11 protein-coding genes are annotated in these 15120 nt (G+C 69.5%); 3 read left to right on the top strand and 8 right to left on the bottom strand.

Annotated elements, in window-relative coordinates:
- Positions 1-75: 75 nt before the first annotated feature.
- On the top strand, positions 76-1521 hold the full coding sequence (locus ACGFNK_RS37290; RefSeq protein ID WP_393423259.1) for an FAD-dependent monooxygenase: 1446 nt from the start codon (positions 76-78) through the stop codon (positions 1519-1521).
- 284 nt (positions 1522-1805) lie between these two features.
- Here the strand turns inward: ACGFNK_RS37290 and ACGFNK_RS37285 are convergent, their stop codons facing one another.
- A complete protein-coding gene (locus ACGFNK_RS37285) occupies positions 1806-1937 on the bottom strand; it encodes a hypothetical protein (protein ID WP_393423257.1) in 132 nt (43 codons plus the stop codon).
- Between the two features lie 971 nt (positions 1938-2908).
- Positions 2909-4396 carry a UDP-N-acetylmuramoyl-L-alanyl-D-glutamate--2,6-diaminopimelate ligase gene (locus tag ACGFNK_RS37280; RefSeq protein WP_393423255.1) on the bottom strand — a complete coding sequence of 496 codons (1488 nt, stop codon included), beginning with the start codon at positions 4394-4396 and terminating at the stop codon, positions 2909-2911.
- A 915-nt stretch (positions 4397-5311) separates the two neighbouring features.
- Between ACGFNK_RS37280 and ACGFNK_RS37275 the strand changes: the two genes are divergently transcribed.
- Together ACGFNK_RS37275 and ACGFNK_RS37270 are read left to right on the top strand one after the other, a co-directional pair.
- Complete coding sequence (locus ACGFNK_RS37275) at positions 5312-6292, top strand: formylglycine-generating enzyme family protein (RefSeq protein WP_393423253.1); 981 nt, start codon at positions 5312-5314, stop codon at positions 6290-6292.
- A 372-nt stretch (positions 6293-6664) separates the two neighbouring features.
- Positions 6665-8932 (top strand): arylsulfatase, encoded by a 2268-nt coding sequence (locus tag ACGFNK_RS37270; RefSeq protein WP_393423251.1) that lies wholly within the window; start codon positions 6665-6667, stop codon positions 8930-8932.
- A gap of 121 nt (positions 8933-9053) precedes the next feature.
- On the opposite strand, the gene ACGFNK_RS37265 is transcribed toward ACGFNK_RS37270, so the two are convergent.
- From ACGFNK_RS37265 to ACGFNK_RS37240, 6 genes are read right to left on the bottom strand one after another with little or no spacing between them, the layout of a single operon-like run.
- Complete coding sequence (locus tag ACGFNK_RS37265; RefSeq protein ID WP_393423316.1) at positions 9054-9851, bottom strand: SDR family NAD(P)-dependent oxidoreductase; 798 nt, start codon at positions 9849-9851, stop codon at positions 9054-9056.
- A 5-nt stretch (positions 9852-9856) separates the two neighbouring features.
- A complete protein-coding gene (locus tag ACGFNK_RS37260; RefSeq protein WP_393423249.1) occupies positions 9857-11350 on the bottom strand; it encodes an aldehyde dehydrogenase family protein in 1494 nt (497 codons plus the stop codon).
- Positions 11347-12228 carry an ATP-binding cassette domain-containing protein gene (locus tag ACGFNK_RS37255; protein WP_393423247.1) on the bottom strand — a complete coding sequence of 294 codons (882 nt, stop codon included), beginning with the start codon at positions 12226-12228 and terminating at the stop codon, positions 11347-11349. Before ACGFNK_RS37255 ends, ACGFNK_RS37260 begins: the two co-directional genes overlap by 4 nt.
- Positions 12221-13288 carry an ABC transporter ATP-binding protein gene (locus ACGFNK_RS37250; protein ID WP_393423245.1) on the bottom strand — a complete coding sequence of 356 codons (1068 nt, stop codon included), beginning with the start codon at positions 13286-13288 and terminating at the stop codon, positions 12221-12223. Before ACGFNK_RS37250 ends, ACGFNK_RS37255 begins: the two co-directional genes overlap by 8 nt.
- Positions 13285-14163: an ABC transporter permease gene (locus ACGFNK_RS37245; protein WP_393423243.1), complete on the bottom strand. Its 879-nt coding sequence runs from the start codon at positions 14161-14163 to the stop codon at positions 13285-13287. Before ACGFNK_RS37245 ends, ACGFNK_RS37250 begins: the two co-directional genes overlap by 4 nt.
- Positions 14160-15110 carry an ABC transporter permease gene (locus ACGFNK_RS37240; RefSeq protein WP_393423241.1) on the bottom strand — a complete coding sequence of 317 codons (951 nt, stop codon included), beginning with the start codon at positions 15108-15110 and terminating at the stop codon, positions 14160-14162. Before ACGFNK_RS37240 ends, ACGFNK_RS37245 begins: the two co-directional genes overlap by 4 nt.
- Positions 15111-15120 lie beyond the last annotated feature (10 nt).

Raw genomic sequence — 15120 nt, 5'->3', positions numbered from 1 at the left:
CTTCGTCAACGAGCGTTGGCCAACATTCGTTGGCAATAGGCGATGGCAAGCAAGCGTTGGCAACAGGAGGCCACCATGAACGGCACCGCCACCCACCGCACCGTGATCGTCGTCGGCTCCGGCCCCACCGGCCTCCTCCTCGCCGGTGACCTCGCCACAGCCGGCGTCACCGTGACCCTCGTCGAGAAGCGGCCGCGCAAGATCAGCAACTTCTCCCGCGCCTTCGGGGTGCACGCCCGCACCCTGGAGCAGCTCGACGCCCGCGGCCTCGCCGACGAACTCCTCACCACCGGCGACACCATCACCGGCCTGCGGCTCTTCCGCCGCCTCTCCCTCGATCTGAGCACGCTGCCCTCACGTTTCCCGTTCCTGCTCATCACCCCGCAGTACGAGGTCGAGCGGCTCCTGGAGCGGCGGGCCCGGGACGCTGGGGTCGAGTTCGCGTACGAGAGCGAGGTCGTGGGGCTGCGGCAGGACGACGAAGGGGTCGACCTCGACGTGCGCGGCGCGGACGGGGCGGTCGTCACCCACCGGGCGGCCTATGTCGTCGGCGCCGACGGTCACCGGAGCGCCGTGCGGGAGGCGATCGGCCTGGACTTCCCCGGTGTCTCCGTCATCAAGTCGCTGATCCTGGCCGATGTCCGGCTGGCCGAGAAGCCCGAAGGCGTCCTCACCGTCAACGGCCGCGGCGACGCCTTCGCGATGATCGCCTCCTTCGGCGACGGCTGGTACCGGGTCATGGGCTGGAACCGCCGCAACGAGGTCTCCGACGACGCCCCGCTCGACCTCGACGAGGTCAAGGAGATCACCCGCCGTGCCCTGGGCGCCGACTACGGCATGCACGACGCCCGCTGGCTCTCCCGTTTCCACAGTGACGAGCGCCAGGCACCGCACTACCGGGTCGGGCGGGTCTTCCTCGCCGGGGACGCCGCGCACACCCACTCCCCGGCCGGCGGGCAGGGCATGAACACCGGCCTCCAGGACGCCGCAAACCTGAGCTGGAAGCTCGCCGCGGCCGTCCAGGGCCGGGCGCCCGAAGGGCTGCTCGACAGCTACGAGGCCGAGCGCCACCCGGTCGGCAGGGCGGTGCTGCGCAGCAGTGGCGGACTGGTCCGGCTGGCCCGCGCGCGGAATCCGCTGCTGCGTGCCGCCCGCGCCCTTTTCTCCGCGTTCGTCGACATGGCCCCGCCCGTCCAGCGCAAGGCCCTGGGTCAGATCACCGGGATCGGCTACGCCTACCCCACCCCCCGCGGCGCCCACCGCCTCACCGGCACCCGCGTCCCCGACGTCGCTCTGAAGGACGGCCGGCTCTACGAGGCGCTGCGCGGCGGCCGGTTCGTGCTGATCACGCCCGGGACGTACGAAGGCCCCGGTGTCCGTGAGGGGTGGCTGACCGTGGAGCGCTGGGCGGGCGACCGCCGGACGACCGTCCTGGTACGGCCCGACGGATACGTGGCCTGGGCGGCGGAGGGTGCGGACGCGGCGGGGATCGAAGAGGCGGTGGCCCGGTATCTGGGCTAGGCCCTCTCGGCTGGATCATCCCGGCGTCGCAGGGTCAGGGCGGTCGAGAGGCGCCGCACCTCACGCCCGGGCTGATCCGAACGACAGGGCCGACGTCCGGCCCCGCGGCTACATGGTGCTGGAGCAGGTCGACCTGAGAGTGCCGTGGCGGAGTGTGCACGCCACTCGAGGCAAGAGCGCCCGCGCCCTGCCGCATCAACCCCACGGCCAGGAGCGGACCGAGGCCTCAGCGGGCGGCGCTGAGCCGCGCCGACTGTGATGGCGCCATTGCACGCGGCCGCACATCACCCTGCGTCCGGCACCACCCGTGGCACCGACTCTGCCCGGAACTCCGGTGTCGCCTCAAGCTCTGCGAGGAAGTCCTGCGGCTTCTGGTAGCGGAGGTGGGGATCGCGGGCGAGGCAGGTACGCACCACGCTGTGCAGGGCAGGCGAGCCCGGAGCAGCCCAAACTCGGAGCTGGAGTCAACGCGTAGAGCGTTTACCAATCCGGGAACGCTTCACCTCGGAGGGGTGTCGAGGGCACTCGGCGCTGGGAGGTCAGGGCGCTCGACGAAGACGTTCCCTTGAACGATTCGCACCGGCAGGTGGGTCTCGACGCCACGTTGGCCAGAGTCACGCTCAGAGCGCAAGGACCGCATGCATGCTCCGACTTGCTGGCTCTTGGCCGAAGCGAGAGGGTGGAAAAGCAGAGTTCGCTGCGGTTCCCTCGACGAGAGGAAGGCGGTGCGTGAGTCGACGAGGCTGACCGGCGGAGGCCTGAACACACGGACTCCTTTACTCGGCCGAGTACGCTGGACACTGACCTCGAAGAACGACCCGTCGCACGCCGCTCAGACCCCACCTGACTGGGGGTCAAGGGGTCGCAGGTTCAAATCCTGTCGTCCCGACGGTGTTCATCAGCGGGTCTGCCGGAAACGGCAGGCCCGCTGGTTGCTTTCGTGCGGCACGTGATGGCGGCGTGATGGCAAACCCGTGGATTCCCGGCGTCCGGTCTCAGGCCGCGCGGGTTTCTGATGCCGGGCAGGTCTGGCTGTGGTGCTTGCGGTCGGTGCTTTGAGGTTGATCGTCGGTGTCCACTCGCCGCTGTCGATCGCGGCCATATCGCCAGCACCGCAGGTTGGGCCATAGACCCTTCGGACAGGTAGTGGCGCGCTTGATTGCCACTCGTCGTGCCTGTCGGCCGCCGGTTGCAGCTGTGGCACGCAGGCGATCATCCGGCTGTACTGCAATACAGGGGGCGTGTCTGTCTTCGGCAAGCTGATGCTGGAGGACAGCGATCTGACCACCGAATTGGTGCACTTCCGCGGTAGGGCAGTAAGGACCGGCGAGTGCGCTTTCGGGCCGAGTATGGCGCGGGCGGTCCGTGTTTGAGGCGGCAGGGCCCGCTATGCCCGGGCGAGTTCGAGCACGGTTGCCATGTCGCTGAAGGGGAGCAGTTTGTCGCCGATGATCTGATGGGGCTCGCTGCCCTTGCCGGCGATCAGGACGATGTCGTCCGGGCCCGCGGCGGAGAGAGCGAAAGCGACAGCCTGACGGCGGTCGGTGAACCGTTCGAACGGTGTGCCGGTCGCCGCGATGCCGGGGGCGATCTGGTCCAGGATGGCCTGGGGGTCTTCGTTGCGGGGGTTGTCCGAGGTGAGGACGCACAGGTCGGAGTGGGTTCCGGCGATCCTGCCCATGTCCGTCCGCTTGGTGGTGTCGCGGTCCCCGCCGCAGCCGAAGACGGTGATGACCTGGCCGCGTGCGAAGTCCCGGATGGTGGTGAGGACCTTGTCCAGGGAGTCCGGTGAGTGGGCGTAGTCCACGATCACCGACGTGCCGCGCGGCGTCTGGAAGCGCTCGAACCGACCCGGGATCGCAGGCATCCGGTCGAGGGCGGCGACCAGCCTGCCCAGATCGTGGCCCAGAAGGTGGCAGGCTGCCACGGTGGCCAGCGCGTTGGCCACCGAGAAGCGGCCCGGAATGGGGATCGCCGCCGGATACTTGCGGCCGTCGTGGTGCAGGATGAAACGCGTGCCGGAGGCGTCCACGGAGAGGTCGGTGGCCCGGTAGTCCGCCTCGGCGTCCAGGGCGTACGTGGTCACCGTGCCCGGCATCATCGCCTGGATCCTGGCGCCCACCGGGTCGTCGGCGTTGACCACAGCGCGACTGCACAAGCCCTGGAACAGACGCAGCTTGGCGTCCCGGTAGTTTGCCATCGTTCCGTGATCGTCCAGGTGATCCTGCGTCAGGTTGGTGAACACGCCGACGTCGATGAACGTACGGTCGACCCGGTGTGTCAGCAGCGCCATGGACGTGGCTTCCAGTACCGCGCTGCCGACTCCGCGGTCGCGCATGCACCCCAGCAGGTACTGCAGGTCCGGCGACTCCGGCGTGGTCAGCACCGACCTCGGCATCGGGATCAGCTCGTCGCCGATCCGGCTGCCAGCGGTCCCGATGACTCCCACCTTCGCGCCCTCGGAAATCCGCAGGACCGACTCGACCATGTACGACACCGACGTCTTGCCGTTGGTGCCGGTGATCGCCACCATGTCCATGTGCCGCCCCGGCTCACCGAAATAGCGGGAGGTGACGACTGCGGCCGCTGTCCGGGTGTCCGGCACCCGTACGACGCACACGTCCGGTGCCGACGCCCACACCGACGCCTCAGGTGCCGGCGTCGCGGCGTCGACGAGTACCGCCGCCGCGCCGCATGCGAGGGCAGGTGCCACCGAGTCGGGGCCGCCTTCACGGTGGCCGGGCACGGCGATGAACAGCGAACCGGGCGTTACCCGGCCGGCGTCGAAGGTGGTTCCGGCGGTGATCCACGTCCTCGCCGGGTCGCCCTGCAGAACGTGGTGCTCCTGCCCGGCCAGCAACTCGCTCAGCTTCACAGTGATCCCTTCGAAGGTGGCTCGGGCCGTCGTGCGGCCGTCGCCAGGAGGCAGCCCCGGCGGCGCGCCGGAAGCTGCGGTGGTGCCGTTGAGCGGGTGCGCAGGTGTCGCGGACGCGTCCGATCAGAACCGGATGCGGCGGCTCAGGCCGGCAGCAGAAGTCCTGCCGTGTTGCCTGCGGTGTGTTTACAAGAACAGCGAGCCGAGCGAGGCCAGGCCCCGCCCTGGTGAGGGCGCGGAGAATCGCTAGCCGTGGCCGTGCAGCGCGATACGGCCACTCTCGGGCGCCTCATCGTCAGCTGCGGTCGCCGGGCCCACGGCAGCCGGTCCCACGGCAGCCGGGCACAGCCGACAGGTAGCCTGCTGCAGGCTATCCCTCACGGCACGTGTGCGACTCATGTGCCGAGTGTACGTCCGCCCGAGCGGCCAGAAAGCCATGCTCGGCGCGCCACCGAGCGCGCACGAGGCGAGTACCTCCGCATCGGGCCCCCTTGGTGGCCCCGGCAGTGGTGCAGCGGGCGGCGTACAGCTTTGACTGCGCTGTACGGCGCAGTGTGGTTGTTCAGGTCTTCGACGTAGTGCCGAGCGCATTCTTGGGGGAGTGCGCTCCGCGCTGGCGGCGGTGGGCGTCTCGGCAGCCGCACCGTCGGTAGACGCGGCCGCGGCCAGCGGTGGTACGCATGATGGGCGACCCGCTGCTCTCCGGGTGGGACGACCACTGCGACGGACCGAACTTGCCGTCCCTGTGAGGCCGTTCCTGCCTGGCTCTCGACGCCTTGGCCCGAGGCCGGGCACGGCCCAAAACGGGCGCCCGTCCCGGCCGCCGGTCGGGGAACGCGCGGCGGGCCGTACTCTCGGACCCGCGGGCGAATGTGCGGTGTCGGGTGAGGAACAGCCGCCGCGGTCGGAGGAGCGATGTCAGGCGCATGTTGCGCCCCCGCGTCAGGGGGCGACCAGGAGATCCCCGAGCCGTCCGCCGTGCGGCTCCAGGCCTCGGAGCGGGACCGGGTGCAGGGGATGCGCGCCATGCTGCGCATCCCCGGAGGGACGTTCTTGATGGGAGGTGACGACGCCGACGCGTTTCCCGAGGACGGTGAAGGCCCGGTCCGGGCGGTGCGGCTGTCGCCGTTCCTCATCGACGCGACCACCGTCACCAACAGGCAGTTCGCGACGTTCGTGCGCCGCAGCGGTTACCGGACCGATGCCGAGCGCTACGGCTGGTCCTTTGTGTTCTACGCACTCGTCCACCCTGACGCCCGGCATCTGGTGCGCGACGGCACGGTGGCGCAGGCGCCCTGGTGGCTCGCGGTCGATGGGGCGTGCTGGCGGGCCCCTTACGGGCCAGGGTCGTCATGGACCGATCTGTCGAACCACCCTGTCGTCCATGTCTCCTGGCGCGACGCGTCCGCCTACGCGGCATGGGCGGGCAAGCGATTGCCCACGGAGGCGGAGTGGGAGATGGCGGCGCGTGGCGGTCTGGAACGCTCCCGCTTCCCCTGGGGGGACGAGCTCCAGCCCCGGGGGCAGCACCGCTGCAACATCTGGCAGGGGAAGTTCCCGCAGGTCAACACTGGCGAGGACGGGTATCTGGGAACCGCGCCGGTCAAGACCTACAGGCCCAACAACTTCGGGCTGTACAACACATCGGGCAATGTGTGGGAATGGTGCTCCGACTGGTGGAGCACCACATGGCACGCGGCCGACCGCCCGGAGACCCGCGAGGACCCGGCCGGACCTCCCACGGGGGAGGCAAAGGTGATCCGCGGCGGCTCCTACCTGTGCCATGCGTCGTACTGCAACCGCTACCGCGTCGCCGCGCGCACCTCCAACACACCCGACAGCAGCACCGGGCACATGGGGTTCCGCTGCGCGGCGGACCTGCCCCGGTCACGCTGACGCACCGCTCGGGCGACCGCCTCCGCCCTCGCCTCGGGGGTCGCGGCTGCGGTGGATTGGGGGTGATGGTCCCTGGTGGGGGCCGGTCGGCAGGCCAACCGCCGCCTGACGATGGACGTACGGGCGTGGGGCAGCTGTGGTTGACACGGGAATGACGGCCGGTCAGACTTTAACTCAGGCTACTGGTAAGACCAGTTAACGACCAGTTGGCTGGGAGCCTTCCTCGGAAGCTCCAGGGGTCTGCCGGTCGCGCCAAGCCTTCGGATTCCGCCTGCCCGCCCGACCGCTGCGCCGCCCAGCAGACGTCTTGAGTGCGGAGGCCACCGTCGGCACAGCGCACGTTCGAAAGTCCATGCAAAAGGAGCGTCCTGGATGACCAACGCCTCTCCGCATCCGCCGTCCGCGAGCGGTACTTTCCAAGGCAAGATCGGCACGACCTACGAGGAGTCGACTCCGTGGTGGCCCGATCAGCAGGCGCTTCCCGAGGACACGCCCAATGTCGTGGTCATCGTGCTCGACGACGTCGGTTTCTCCGACCTCGGCTGCTTCGGCTCGGACATCGACACCCCGGCCATGGACGCCCTCGCCGCCGACGGCCTTCGCTACGCGAACTTCCACACCACAACGCTGTGCTCGCCGACCCGCGCCTCCCTGCTGACCGGCCGGAACCACCACTCCGTCGGCATGCGCATGCTGTCCAACTTCGACACCGGCTTCCCCAGCGGTCGTGGACGGATCACCAAGGCCGCCGCGACACTGCCTGAGGTGCTGCGTGACAGCGGCTTCAACACCATGGCCGTGGGCAAGTGGCACCTGGCGCCGATGGAGGAGACCACCGCGTCCGGGCCGTACACCCAGTGGCCGCTGGGCCGCGGGTTCGAGCGCTACTACGGATTCCTGGAAGCCGAGACGGACAGCTTCTATCCGGAGCTGTTCTACGACAACCACGCCGTGGATCCGCCCAAGAGCCCGGAAGAGGGCTATCACCTCAGTGAGGACCTGGTCGACCGGGCGATCGAATTCGTCAGGGACCAGACGTCGGTCACTCCGGACAAGCCCTTCTTCATGTACCTGGCGTTCGGCGCGGCCCACGCCCCGCACCAGGCTCCCAAGGAGTACCTGGAGAAGTACCGGGGCCAGTTCGACCACGGCTGGGACGCCGAGCGCGCCACCCGGCACGCCCGCCAGATCGAACGGGGCATCCTGCCGCCCGGCACCGAACTGGCGCCGCACAACCCCGGCGTCGTTCCCTGGGACGATCTGTCGGACGACGAGGAGAAACTGTCCGCACGCCTCCAGGAGGCCTATGCGGCGATGGTCGACCACACCGACCACCACATCGGCAGACTCATGGAGTTCCTGGAGCAGGTAGGCCAGATGGAGAACACCATCACCATCCTGCTCTCGGACAACGGGGCCAGCCAGGAAGGCGGGCAGAAGGGTTCACTCAACCCCACCGCGTTTCAGAACGGCGTACCCGAGGACTTCGAGGAGATGGTCGCGCGGATCGATGACATCGGCACCACACGCGCTCATTCCAACTACCCATGGGGCTGGGCACAGGCGGGCAACACGCCGTTCAAGCGCTACAAGCAGAACACCCACGAAGGCGGCGTCCGCTGCCCGCTCATCGTGAACTGGCCGCGGGGGCTGCCGCGCACCGGCGAGATCAGGCAGCAGTTCCACCATGTCAACGACATCGCCCCGACCCTTTTCGAACTGCTCGGCCTAGAGGCTCCCGCGGTCTACAACGGCATCCCGCAACTGCCGATCCACGGTGTGAGCATGGCCTACACCTTCGGCTCGCCGACCGCGCCGACGCGCAAAGAAGCCCAGTACTTCGAGATGTTCGGGCACCGCGCGATCTGGCACGACGGCTGGAAGGCCGTCGCCTACCACCAACGCGGAACGTCCTTCGACGCGGACCAGTGGGAGCTCTACCACCACGACACCGACTTCTCGGAGTGCAACGACCTGGCGCAGGAGCGGCCCGAGCAACTGCAGAAGATGGTCTCCCGCTTCTGGGTGGAAGCAGGAAAGTACGATGTGCTGCCGCTGGACGACCAAGGATTCGCCTACCGGGCGAAGATTCCGCGTCCCGGCTCTCCGCGCAAGCGCACCACCTTCACCTACTACCCCGGCATGGCGCATCTGCCCGGCGCCGCGGTGCCACCGGTGATGAACCGCGCGCACCGCATCACCGCGTTCGTCGACCGGGCCGCCGCGTCGGACGAGGGTGTCCTGGTGTCCCTGGGCAACATCAGCAGCGGATACGTCCTGTACGTCAAGGACAACCGGCTGGTCTACGAGTACAACTTCCTCGGCACCCGATACGAGGTGACCTCGGAGGAAGAACTCCCCATCGGCCCGGCGGAGTTGACCTTCGAATTCGTCAAAACCGGTGACATGCGGGGCGTTGGGAACCTGTACGTGTCAGGAAAGCCGGTCGGCAACGGGGCCATTCCCCGGGTCCTCCCGCACTTCCTGGGGTGGCAGGGCCTCGACATCGGCCGGGACACCCTGTCGCCCTCCTCACCCAGCTATGACGGCGAGTTCGCGTTCACTGGAGAGTTCGAGAAGGTCGTCTTCACGGTCGCGCCGGACGAAGAAGACGAGGAACCCTTCGAGCGAATCGACTGACTCGCGCGCGTCGAAGGCCGCCTCCGCCGATGAGCGGAGGCGGCCTTGACTGTTACGGCTCCTGGCTCCCTTCCGGGGTGAACCACCCCGGATCGGTGGGCAGGGCCTGCCCGACGTCCAGTCAGTTGGGCGGCGTATAGCGTCCGTCGATCGCTGTCCAGCCTCCGTCCACGAAAAGCTGGCTCCCCGTGACGAAGGATGACGCGTCCGATGCGAGGTAGACGACGGCGCCGGCCAGCTCGTCGGCCCGGGACCAGCGGCCCAGGGCGCTCTTGGCCGCATAGGCCTCCGACCATTCCGGCACAGCTCTGATCTGCGCGGTCAGCGGGGTGTCCACCATGCCCGGGGCGACGGCGTTCACCCGCACGCCCGACGGGCCCAGCTCGGCCGCCGCGGTCCGCAGCAGCTGGACGAGGCCGGCCTTCGTGGCCGCGTACACACCCTGTCCCGGCTCGACGGCCACCGCGCGAATCGAGCTGAAGCCGATGATGCTTCCCCTGCCGCGTTCGGCCATGCCACGGCCGAATGCGCGCACCAGGTCGAAGGATGCGCGCAGATTGAGCGCCACGACCCGCTCGAATTCCTCCGCCGTGTAGTCGAGCAGGCGCTTGCGCACGTTCGTCGCGGCGGTGAAGACGAGCACGTCGACGGGTCCGAGCTCCTCAGCTGCATGCGCGACCGCCTCGCCGTCGAGCACGTCGAGGGCGTACGCCGAAAGGCCCGGCCCCATCGACGCCGACGCCTTGGCCGCCGTCAGGTCGAGGTCGGCGCACACCACCGTGGCGCCGTGCGCGGCGAGGGCCAGGGCGCTCTCGCGGCCGATTCCGCTGCCCGCGCCCACCACGACAGCCCTGCGGCCGTCGAGCCTGAACAGGCGGGAGTACGCTTCCACCGCATCGGTGCGGTCCTTTGTTTGCATGGTCCTCACGGCTTCATTGTCGTCGGACGGATCACTGCCATACGGGTTACGGTGAGTTCTTCGATGGCGAACCTCGGGCCCTCCCTTCCGGCCCCGGAGTCCTTCACGCCGCCGTACGGCATGACGTCGGAACGGAACCCGGGAACCTCATTGACGACCACTCCGCCCACCTCCAGGCGGTCGAGAGCGGCGAACGCCGCGTCAAGGGCGCTGGTGTAGACGCTCGCGTGCAGTCCGTAGCGCGAGTCGTTGACCAGGTCGAAGGCCGTTTCCAGATCGGGGACGGACCGTACCGCGACCACAGGGCCGAAGACCTCCTCGCCCCAGACGTCGAGGGCGCGGTCAACGTCGAGCAGCACGGTCGGCTCGATCACTCCGTCGGTGACCTTGCCTCCGGCCGCCAGCGACGCCCCCGTCTCCACCGCCTCGTCCAGCCACGCGCACACCCGCTCGGTCGACCGCTTGTCGATGAGTGCCGAGACTCTCGTCGCCGGATCGCGGGGGTCGCCCACGACCACCTGGGCCACTCGCTCCGTCAGGCGGGCCACGAACTCCTTGCGCACGGCGTCCACCACGATGACCCGCTGCACGCTGATGCACGCCTGGCCCGATGCGTAGTACCCGCCGCGCACCACCGCGTCGGCGGCGGCGTCGAGGTCGGCGTCGGCGGCCACCACCAAGGCGGCGTTGGAGCCGAGTTCGAGCAGCACCTTGGTGGGTGCCGCGTCCCGGGCGATCTGGTGGCCCACGGCGGCGGAACCGGTGAAGGACACCGCCCCGATCCGGCGGTCGGTGGTCAGCGCGGCGCCCACCTCGGGGCCCCCGGTCACCAGCTGCACCGCGGCCTGCGGCGCGCCGCCGGCGCGAAGGGCCTCGCGGAGGAGGTGCACCAGCCACAGGGTGGCCAGCGGCGTCTGCGGGGCGGGCTTGGCGATGACCGGGCAGCCGGCGGCCAGCGCCGGCGCGATCTTGTGCGCGGCGAGCAGCAGCGGGTAGTTGAAGCCCGAGATGCCCACCACCACGCCGATCGGCTTGCGGGTCCAGAAGCCGAGCAGACCCTCACCCGATGGCAGCAGGTCCAGCGGCACCGTCTCCCCGTGCAGCCGGGCCACTTCCTCGGCCGACGTCAGCAGGGTCAGCAGGGTGCGATCCACCTCGACACGGCAGTCGACCAGCGGCTTGCCGGTCTCCAGGACCAGGAGCCGCTCGAAGTCCGCGCGTCGGGAGGCGATCGCCTCGTGCGTCGCGAGCAGCGCCGCCCTGCGTGTGTGCGAGGGGAGTCGGCCGACCCGCCCGCGGACCGCGACGGCCGCGTCCACCGCGTGGCGTGCGAGGCCGGTGTCCCCGACGGGTGCCCGCGCGACGAGCGTCCCGTCGTAGGGGAAGCGGACGTCCTCGGTGTTGGGTGCCTCCACCCAGGTGTCGCCGATGGGAAGATCCTCCGGAAACTCCCTCCCCACGGGGCTGTCGCCGCCGGCGTGTTCGACATGGGTGGTCAAGGTCGGTACTCCCGGTTGAGGTCGGCCGCCGACACTCCGGACAGTGCCTTGCTCAGAGTCGGAACGGCGGCGATCAGACTGCGTGTGTAGGAATGTTGCGGTTCCTCGTACACCTGCTCCGTGGGCCCGGTCTCCACGATCTGCCCGTCGTGCATGACCGCGACCCGGTCGCACACATGACGGACCACGGACAGGTCGTGGGAGACGAAGACCAGGGTGAGGGACAACTCGTCGACGAGGTCGGCGATGAGGTTGAGCACTTGGGCCCGTACGGACACGTCCAGGGCGCTCACCGGCTCATCGGCCACGATGATCTTCGGGCGGGGGGCGAGAGCGCGCGCGATCGAGATGCGCTGCCGCTGGCCGCCGGAGAACTGGTGCGGATACCGGTCCGCCGCGTCGGCTCGCAGGCCGACGGCCTCGAGCAACTCGGCCACCCGCTCCCGGCGGTTCGGGTGCCCCTGCGCGACGAGCGGCTCGGCCACGATGTCGCCGACGCGCATGCGCGGGTCCAGCGAACTCATCGGGTCCTGGAACACGAGTTGGAGTCGCTCGCGGACGAACCGGAGCTGTCTCTCCCGGAGCCCGGTGATGTCCCGGCCGTCGATCGCGACGCTGCCGCTGGTGGGGCGGTCGAGCCCGGCCAGAATCCGCAGCAGCGTCGACTTGCCGCACCCTGACTCGCCCACGATGCCGAAGCGTTGCCCCTGAGGGATGGCGAAACTGACGCCGCGCAGGGCGTGCACCGGCGGGCTGGGGCGGAGCAGCGAGGTACGAGGCCGTCGGTAGTCGCGGGTGACGTCGCGGACGCTGATGGCGTCCACGTGGGCGGTCGGTGACCTGGGTCCGAGGGTGGCGTTGGTCGGCTGCTCAGCCACGGCCGGCCTCCTGGTTCGTGGGTGTGCCGGTCCCGCGTGCACCGCTCTCGGATACCGGGTGGAAGCAGGCGTAGCCGGAGTCCGGCCCGGTCGGGACCCATTCCGGCCTGGTGGCGCACACCTCGGTAGCCTGAGCGCATCTGTTTCTGAAGACGCATCCGCCAGGGAACTGGCCCGCCGGCGGAACCGACCCGCCGATCGTGACCAGCCGACCGCGGTCGTCGACCACGGTCAGGTCCGACGCGCCGATCAGGCCCTGGGTGTAGCGGTGCCGGGGACGCGTGAACACCTCCCGGACCGGGCCGGACTCGACCACCCGCCCGCCGTACATGACCATGACCCGCTCGCAGGCGGTGGCGACCACGGCCAGGTCGTGGGTGATGAAGAGCATGGCCGACCTGCGGTCCTGGACGCCTCGCACGATCAGGTCGAGCACCCGCGCCTGCACCGTCACGTCGAGCGCGGTGGTGGGTTCGTCGCAGACCAGGAGCGCGGGGTCGTTCGCGAGGGCGATGGCCAGCACCACCCGCTGCCGCTGGCCTCCGGAGAACTGGTGCGGGTAGGCGTCCGCGGCGGCCGCGGGATCGGGAAGCCCCACCTGGGCGAGCAGTTCCACGGCAGCGGCTCGGGCGGACGCGCGGTCGGGCCTGGCCCGGTGGACCAGCAGCACCTCGGCGATCTGCCGCCCGACCCTCATCGTGGGGTTCAGAGCGGTCATGGGCTCCTGGAAGACCATGGCGATCTCCTTGCCCCGCACCCGGGACATCCGCGTTTCGTCGGCACCCACCAGGTCGTGGTCGACTCCGGCGAGCCGCACCGATCCGGTGGCCCGGAGCCCCTCCGGGAGCAGGCCCATGATGCTCAGCGCGGTCAGCGACTTGCCCGACCCCGACTCACCGATCAGGCCGACCCGCTCGCCGGCCCGGATGGTGAAGTCGACATCTTCGACGAGCTTGCGGCCGCCCACCGTTACGTCCAGTTTCCGAACGGCCAATACGTCGTCGGGGGAGTCGGGGGAGCGCGACCCGGAGGCCGGTGCCGTGTCAGGTGCCGCGGTCATCGGCGGTCCTCCAGCTTGGGGTCGAAACGGTCGCGCAGGCCATCTCCGAGCAGGTTGAAACCGAGCACCACCACCGCGATCGCGATGCCCGGAAACATCGCGAGCCGGGGGGCGATCGACAGCATCTCCTGGCTCTCCTGCAGCATCCGGCCCCAGGACGGTGTGGGGGGCGGGGTTCCGAAGCCCAGGAACGACAGCGCGGCTTCGGCGAGTACGGCGATGGCGAAACCGACCGACGCCTGCACGATGACGAGACTGCTGACGTTGGGCAGGACATGCCGCAGACCGATCGAGAACGGCCCGCGACCCGCCGCGCGCGCGGCGAGGACGTACTCGGTCTTCATGACCTGCAGCGTGCCGCCGCGGATCAGCCGGGCGAAACCGGGGATGGACGCGATGCCGATGGCGACCATGGCGACCAGCGTGCTCGCGCCGTACACGGCGGAGAACATGATGGTCAACAGGAGAGCCGGGAAGGCGAGAACGAGGTCGTTGCCGCGCATCACCAACTCGCCGAACCAGCGGGGTGCCATGCCGGCGACGATGCCGAGGGGCACTCCGACCAGGGCGGCGACCCCCACCGCCACGAAGCCGACGAAAAGCGTGGTGCGCGAGCCCATCAGAATCTGGCTGAACACGTCGCGGCCGAACTTGTCCGTGCCGAACCAGTACTCCAGCGACGGCTTCTGCAGCCGCACCGAGGGGTCCACCAGGGTCGGGTCGTGCGGAGTCCACACGAAGGACAGCAGCGCCATGCCGAAGACGAGCGAGACGATGAGACCGCCCACCAGGAGGCTGCCCGGCATCGGGCGGCGCCGCCGACGGCCCTCGGGCACCGCCGACGCGGCAGCGACTTCCGTGTCCAGAACAGTCATGACGCACCCACCCTCAGCCGGGGGTCGATCAGCAGATAGACGATGTCCACCAGGAAGTTCACGAGCAGTACCGCCATTGCGATGATCATGACCACGTCCTGTACCACGACGAGGTCCCGGTTGGAGACGCTGTCCAGCAGCAGGCTGCCGAGCCCGGGAATGACGAAGACCCGTTCGATGACGACGGAACCCACCAGCAGCGTGGCGAGCTGCAACGCCAGGATGGTGACCACGGGCACCGCCGCGTTCCGCAGGCCGTGCCGCAGCAGCGCCTGAGTCGGGCGAAGGCCTTTGGCGCGAGCGGTGCGCAAGTAGTCCTCCCGGAGGACGTCGAGGACGGCGCTGCGGACATAGCGGGTGAGCACGGCACCCTGCACCACTCCGAGGGACAGTGCGGGCAGCACCAGCTGTTTGAGGAACAGGACCGGATCCTCCACCGGGGGTGTCCAGCCGTTCGCCGGCAGCCACCCGAACTCCACCGCGAACACGGTGATCATGAGGATGCCCGCGAGGAAGGCCGGGACCGCCACGCCGACTTGGGACAGGGCCGACAGAATGAGCCCGGACGGCCTGCGGTGCCGCACAGCCATGAGGATGCCCAAGGGGATCGCCAGGATGCAGGCGACCACCATCCCGGTGCCGACGAGCCACAGGGTGACCTGGAGACGGTCGGCGATCTGCGGGCCGATCGGCGCCTGTGAGATGTAGGAGTTCCCCGGGTCGAAGGTCACCAGTCCGTGTACCCAGCTGAGGTACTGGGTCACGAGCGGCCGGTCGAGCCCGAATTCCCCGCGCAGTTGCGCAACCGCCGTGTCCGACGCGCTGGTGCCGAGGACGACGCGGGCGGGATCCCCTGGCAGCACCGCCATGAAGGCGAACACCAGCACGGAGCTCACGGCAAGGCTGGCCAGGAGGATCGCGATCCGCTGTATCAGACGGACGATCATGGGACGATGC

The sequence above is a fragment of the Streptomyces sp. NPDC048825 genome (assembly GCF_043198355.1).
Taxonomy (GTDB): Bacteria; Actinomycetota; Actinomycetes; order Streptomycetales; family Streptomycetaceae; genus Streptomyces; species Streptomyces xiangluensis.
The sequence above is the reverse complement of the archived record's forward strand: the minus strand, read 5'-3'. Positions and strand labels throughout refer to the sequence as shown.

Excerpts from the sequence above, each read along its gene's own strand:
- ACGFNK_RS37290 (WP_393423259.1), top strand. The coding sequence starts at position 76 with ATGAACGGCACCGCCACCCACCGCACCGTGATCGTCGTCGGCTCCGGC.
- ACGFNK_RS37275 (WP_393423253.1), top strand. The coding sequence starts at position 5,312 with ATGTCAGGCGCATGTTGCGCCCCCGCGTCAGGGGGCGACCAGGAGATC.
- ACGFNK_RS37270 (WP_393423251.1), top strand. The coding sequence starts at position 6,665 with ATGACCAACGCCTCTCCGCATCCGCCGTCCGCGAGCGGTACTTTCCAA.
- ACGFNK_RS37265 (WP_393423316.1), bottom strand. The coding sequence starts at position 9,851 with ATGCAAACAAAGGACCGCACCGATGCGGTGGAAGCGTACTCCCGCCTG.
- ACGFNK_RS37250 (WP_393423245.1), bottom strand. The coding sequence starts at position 13,288 with ATGACCGCGGCACCTGACACGGCACCGGCCTCCGGGTCGCGCTCCCCC.
- ACGFNK_RS37245 (WP_393423243.1), bottom strand. The coding sequence starts at position 14,163 with ATGACTGTTCTGGACACGGAAGTCGCTGCCGCGTCGGCGGTGCCCGAG.
- ACGFNK_RS37240 (WP_393423241.1), bottom strand. The coding sequence starts at position 15,110 with ATGATCGTCCGTCTGATACAGCGGATCGCGATCCTCCTGGCCAGCCTT.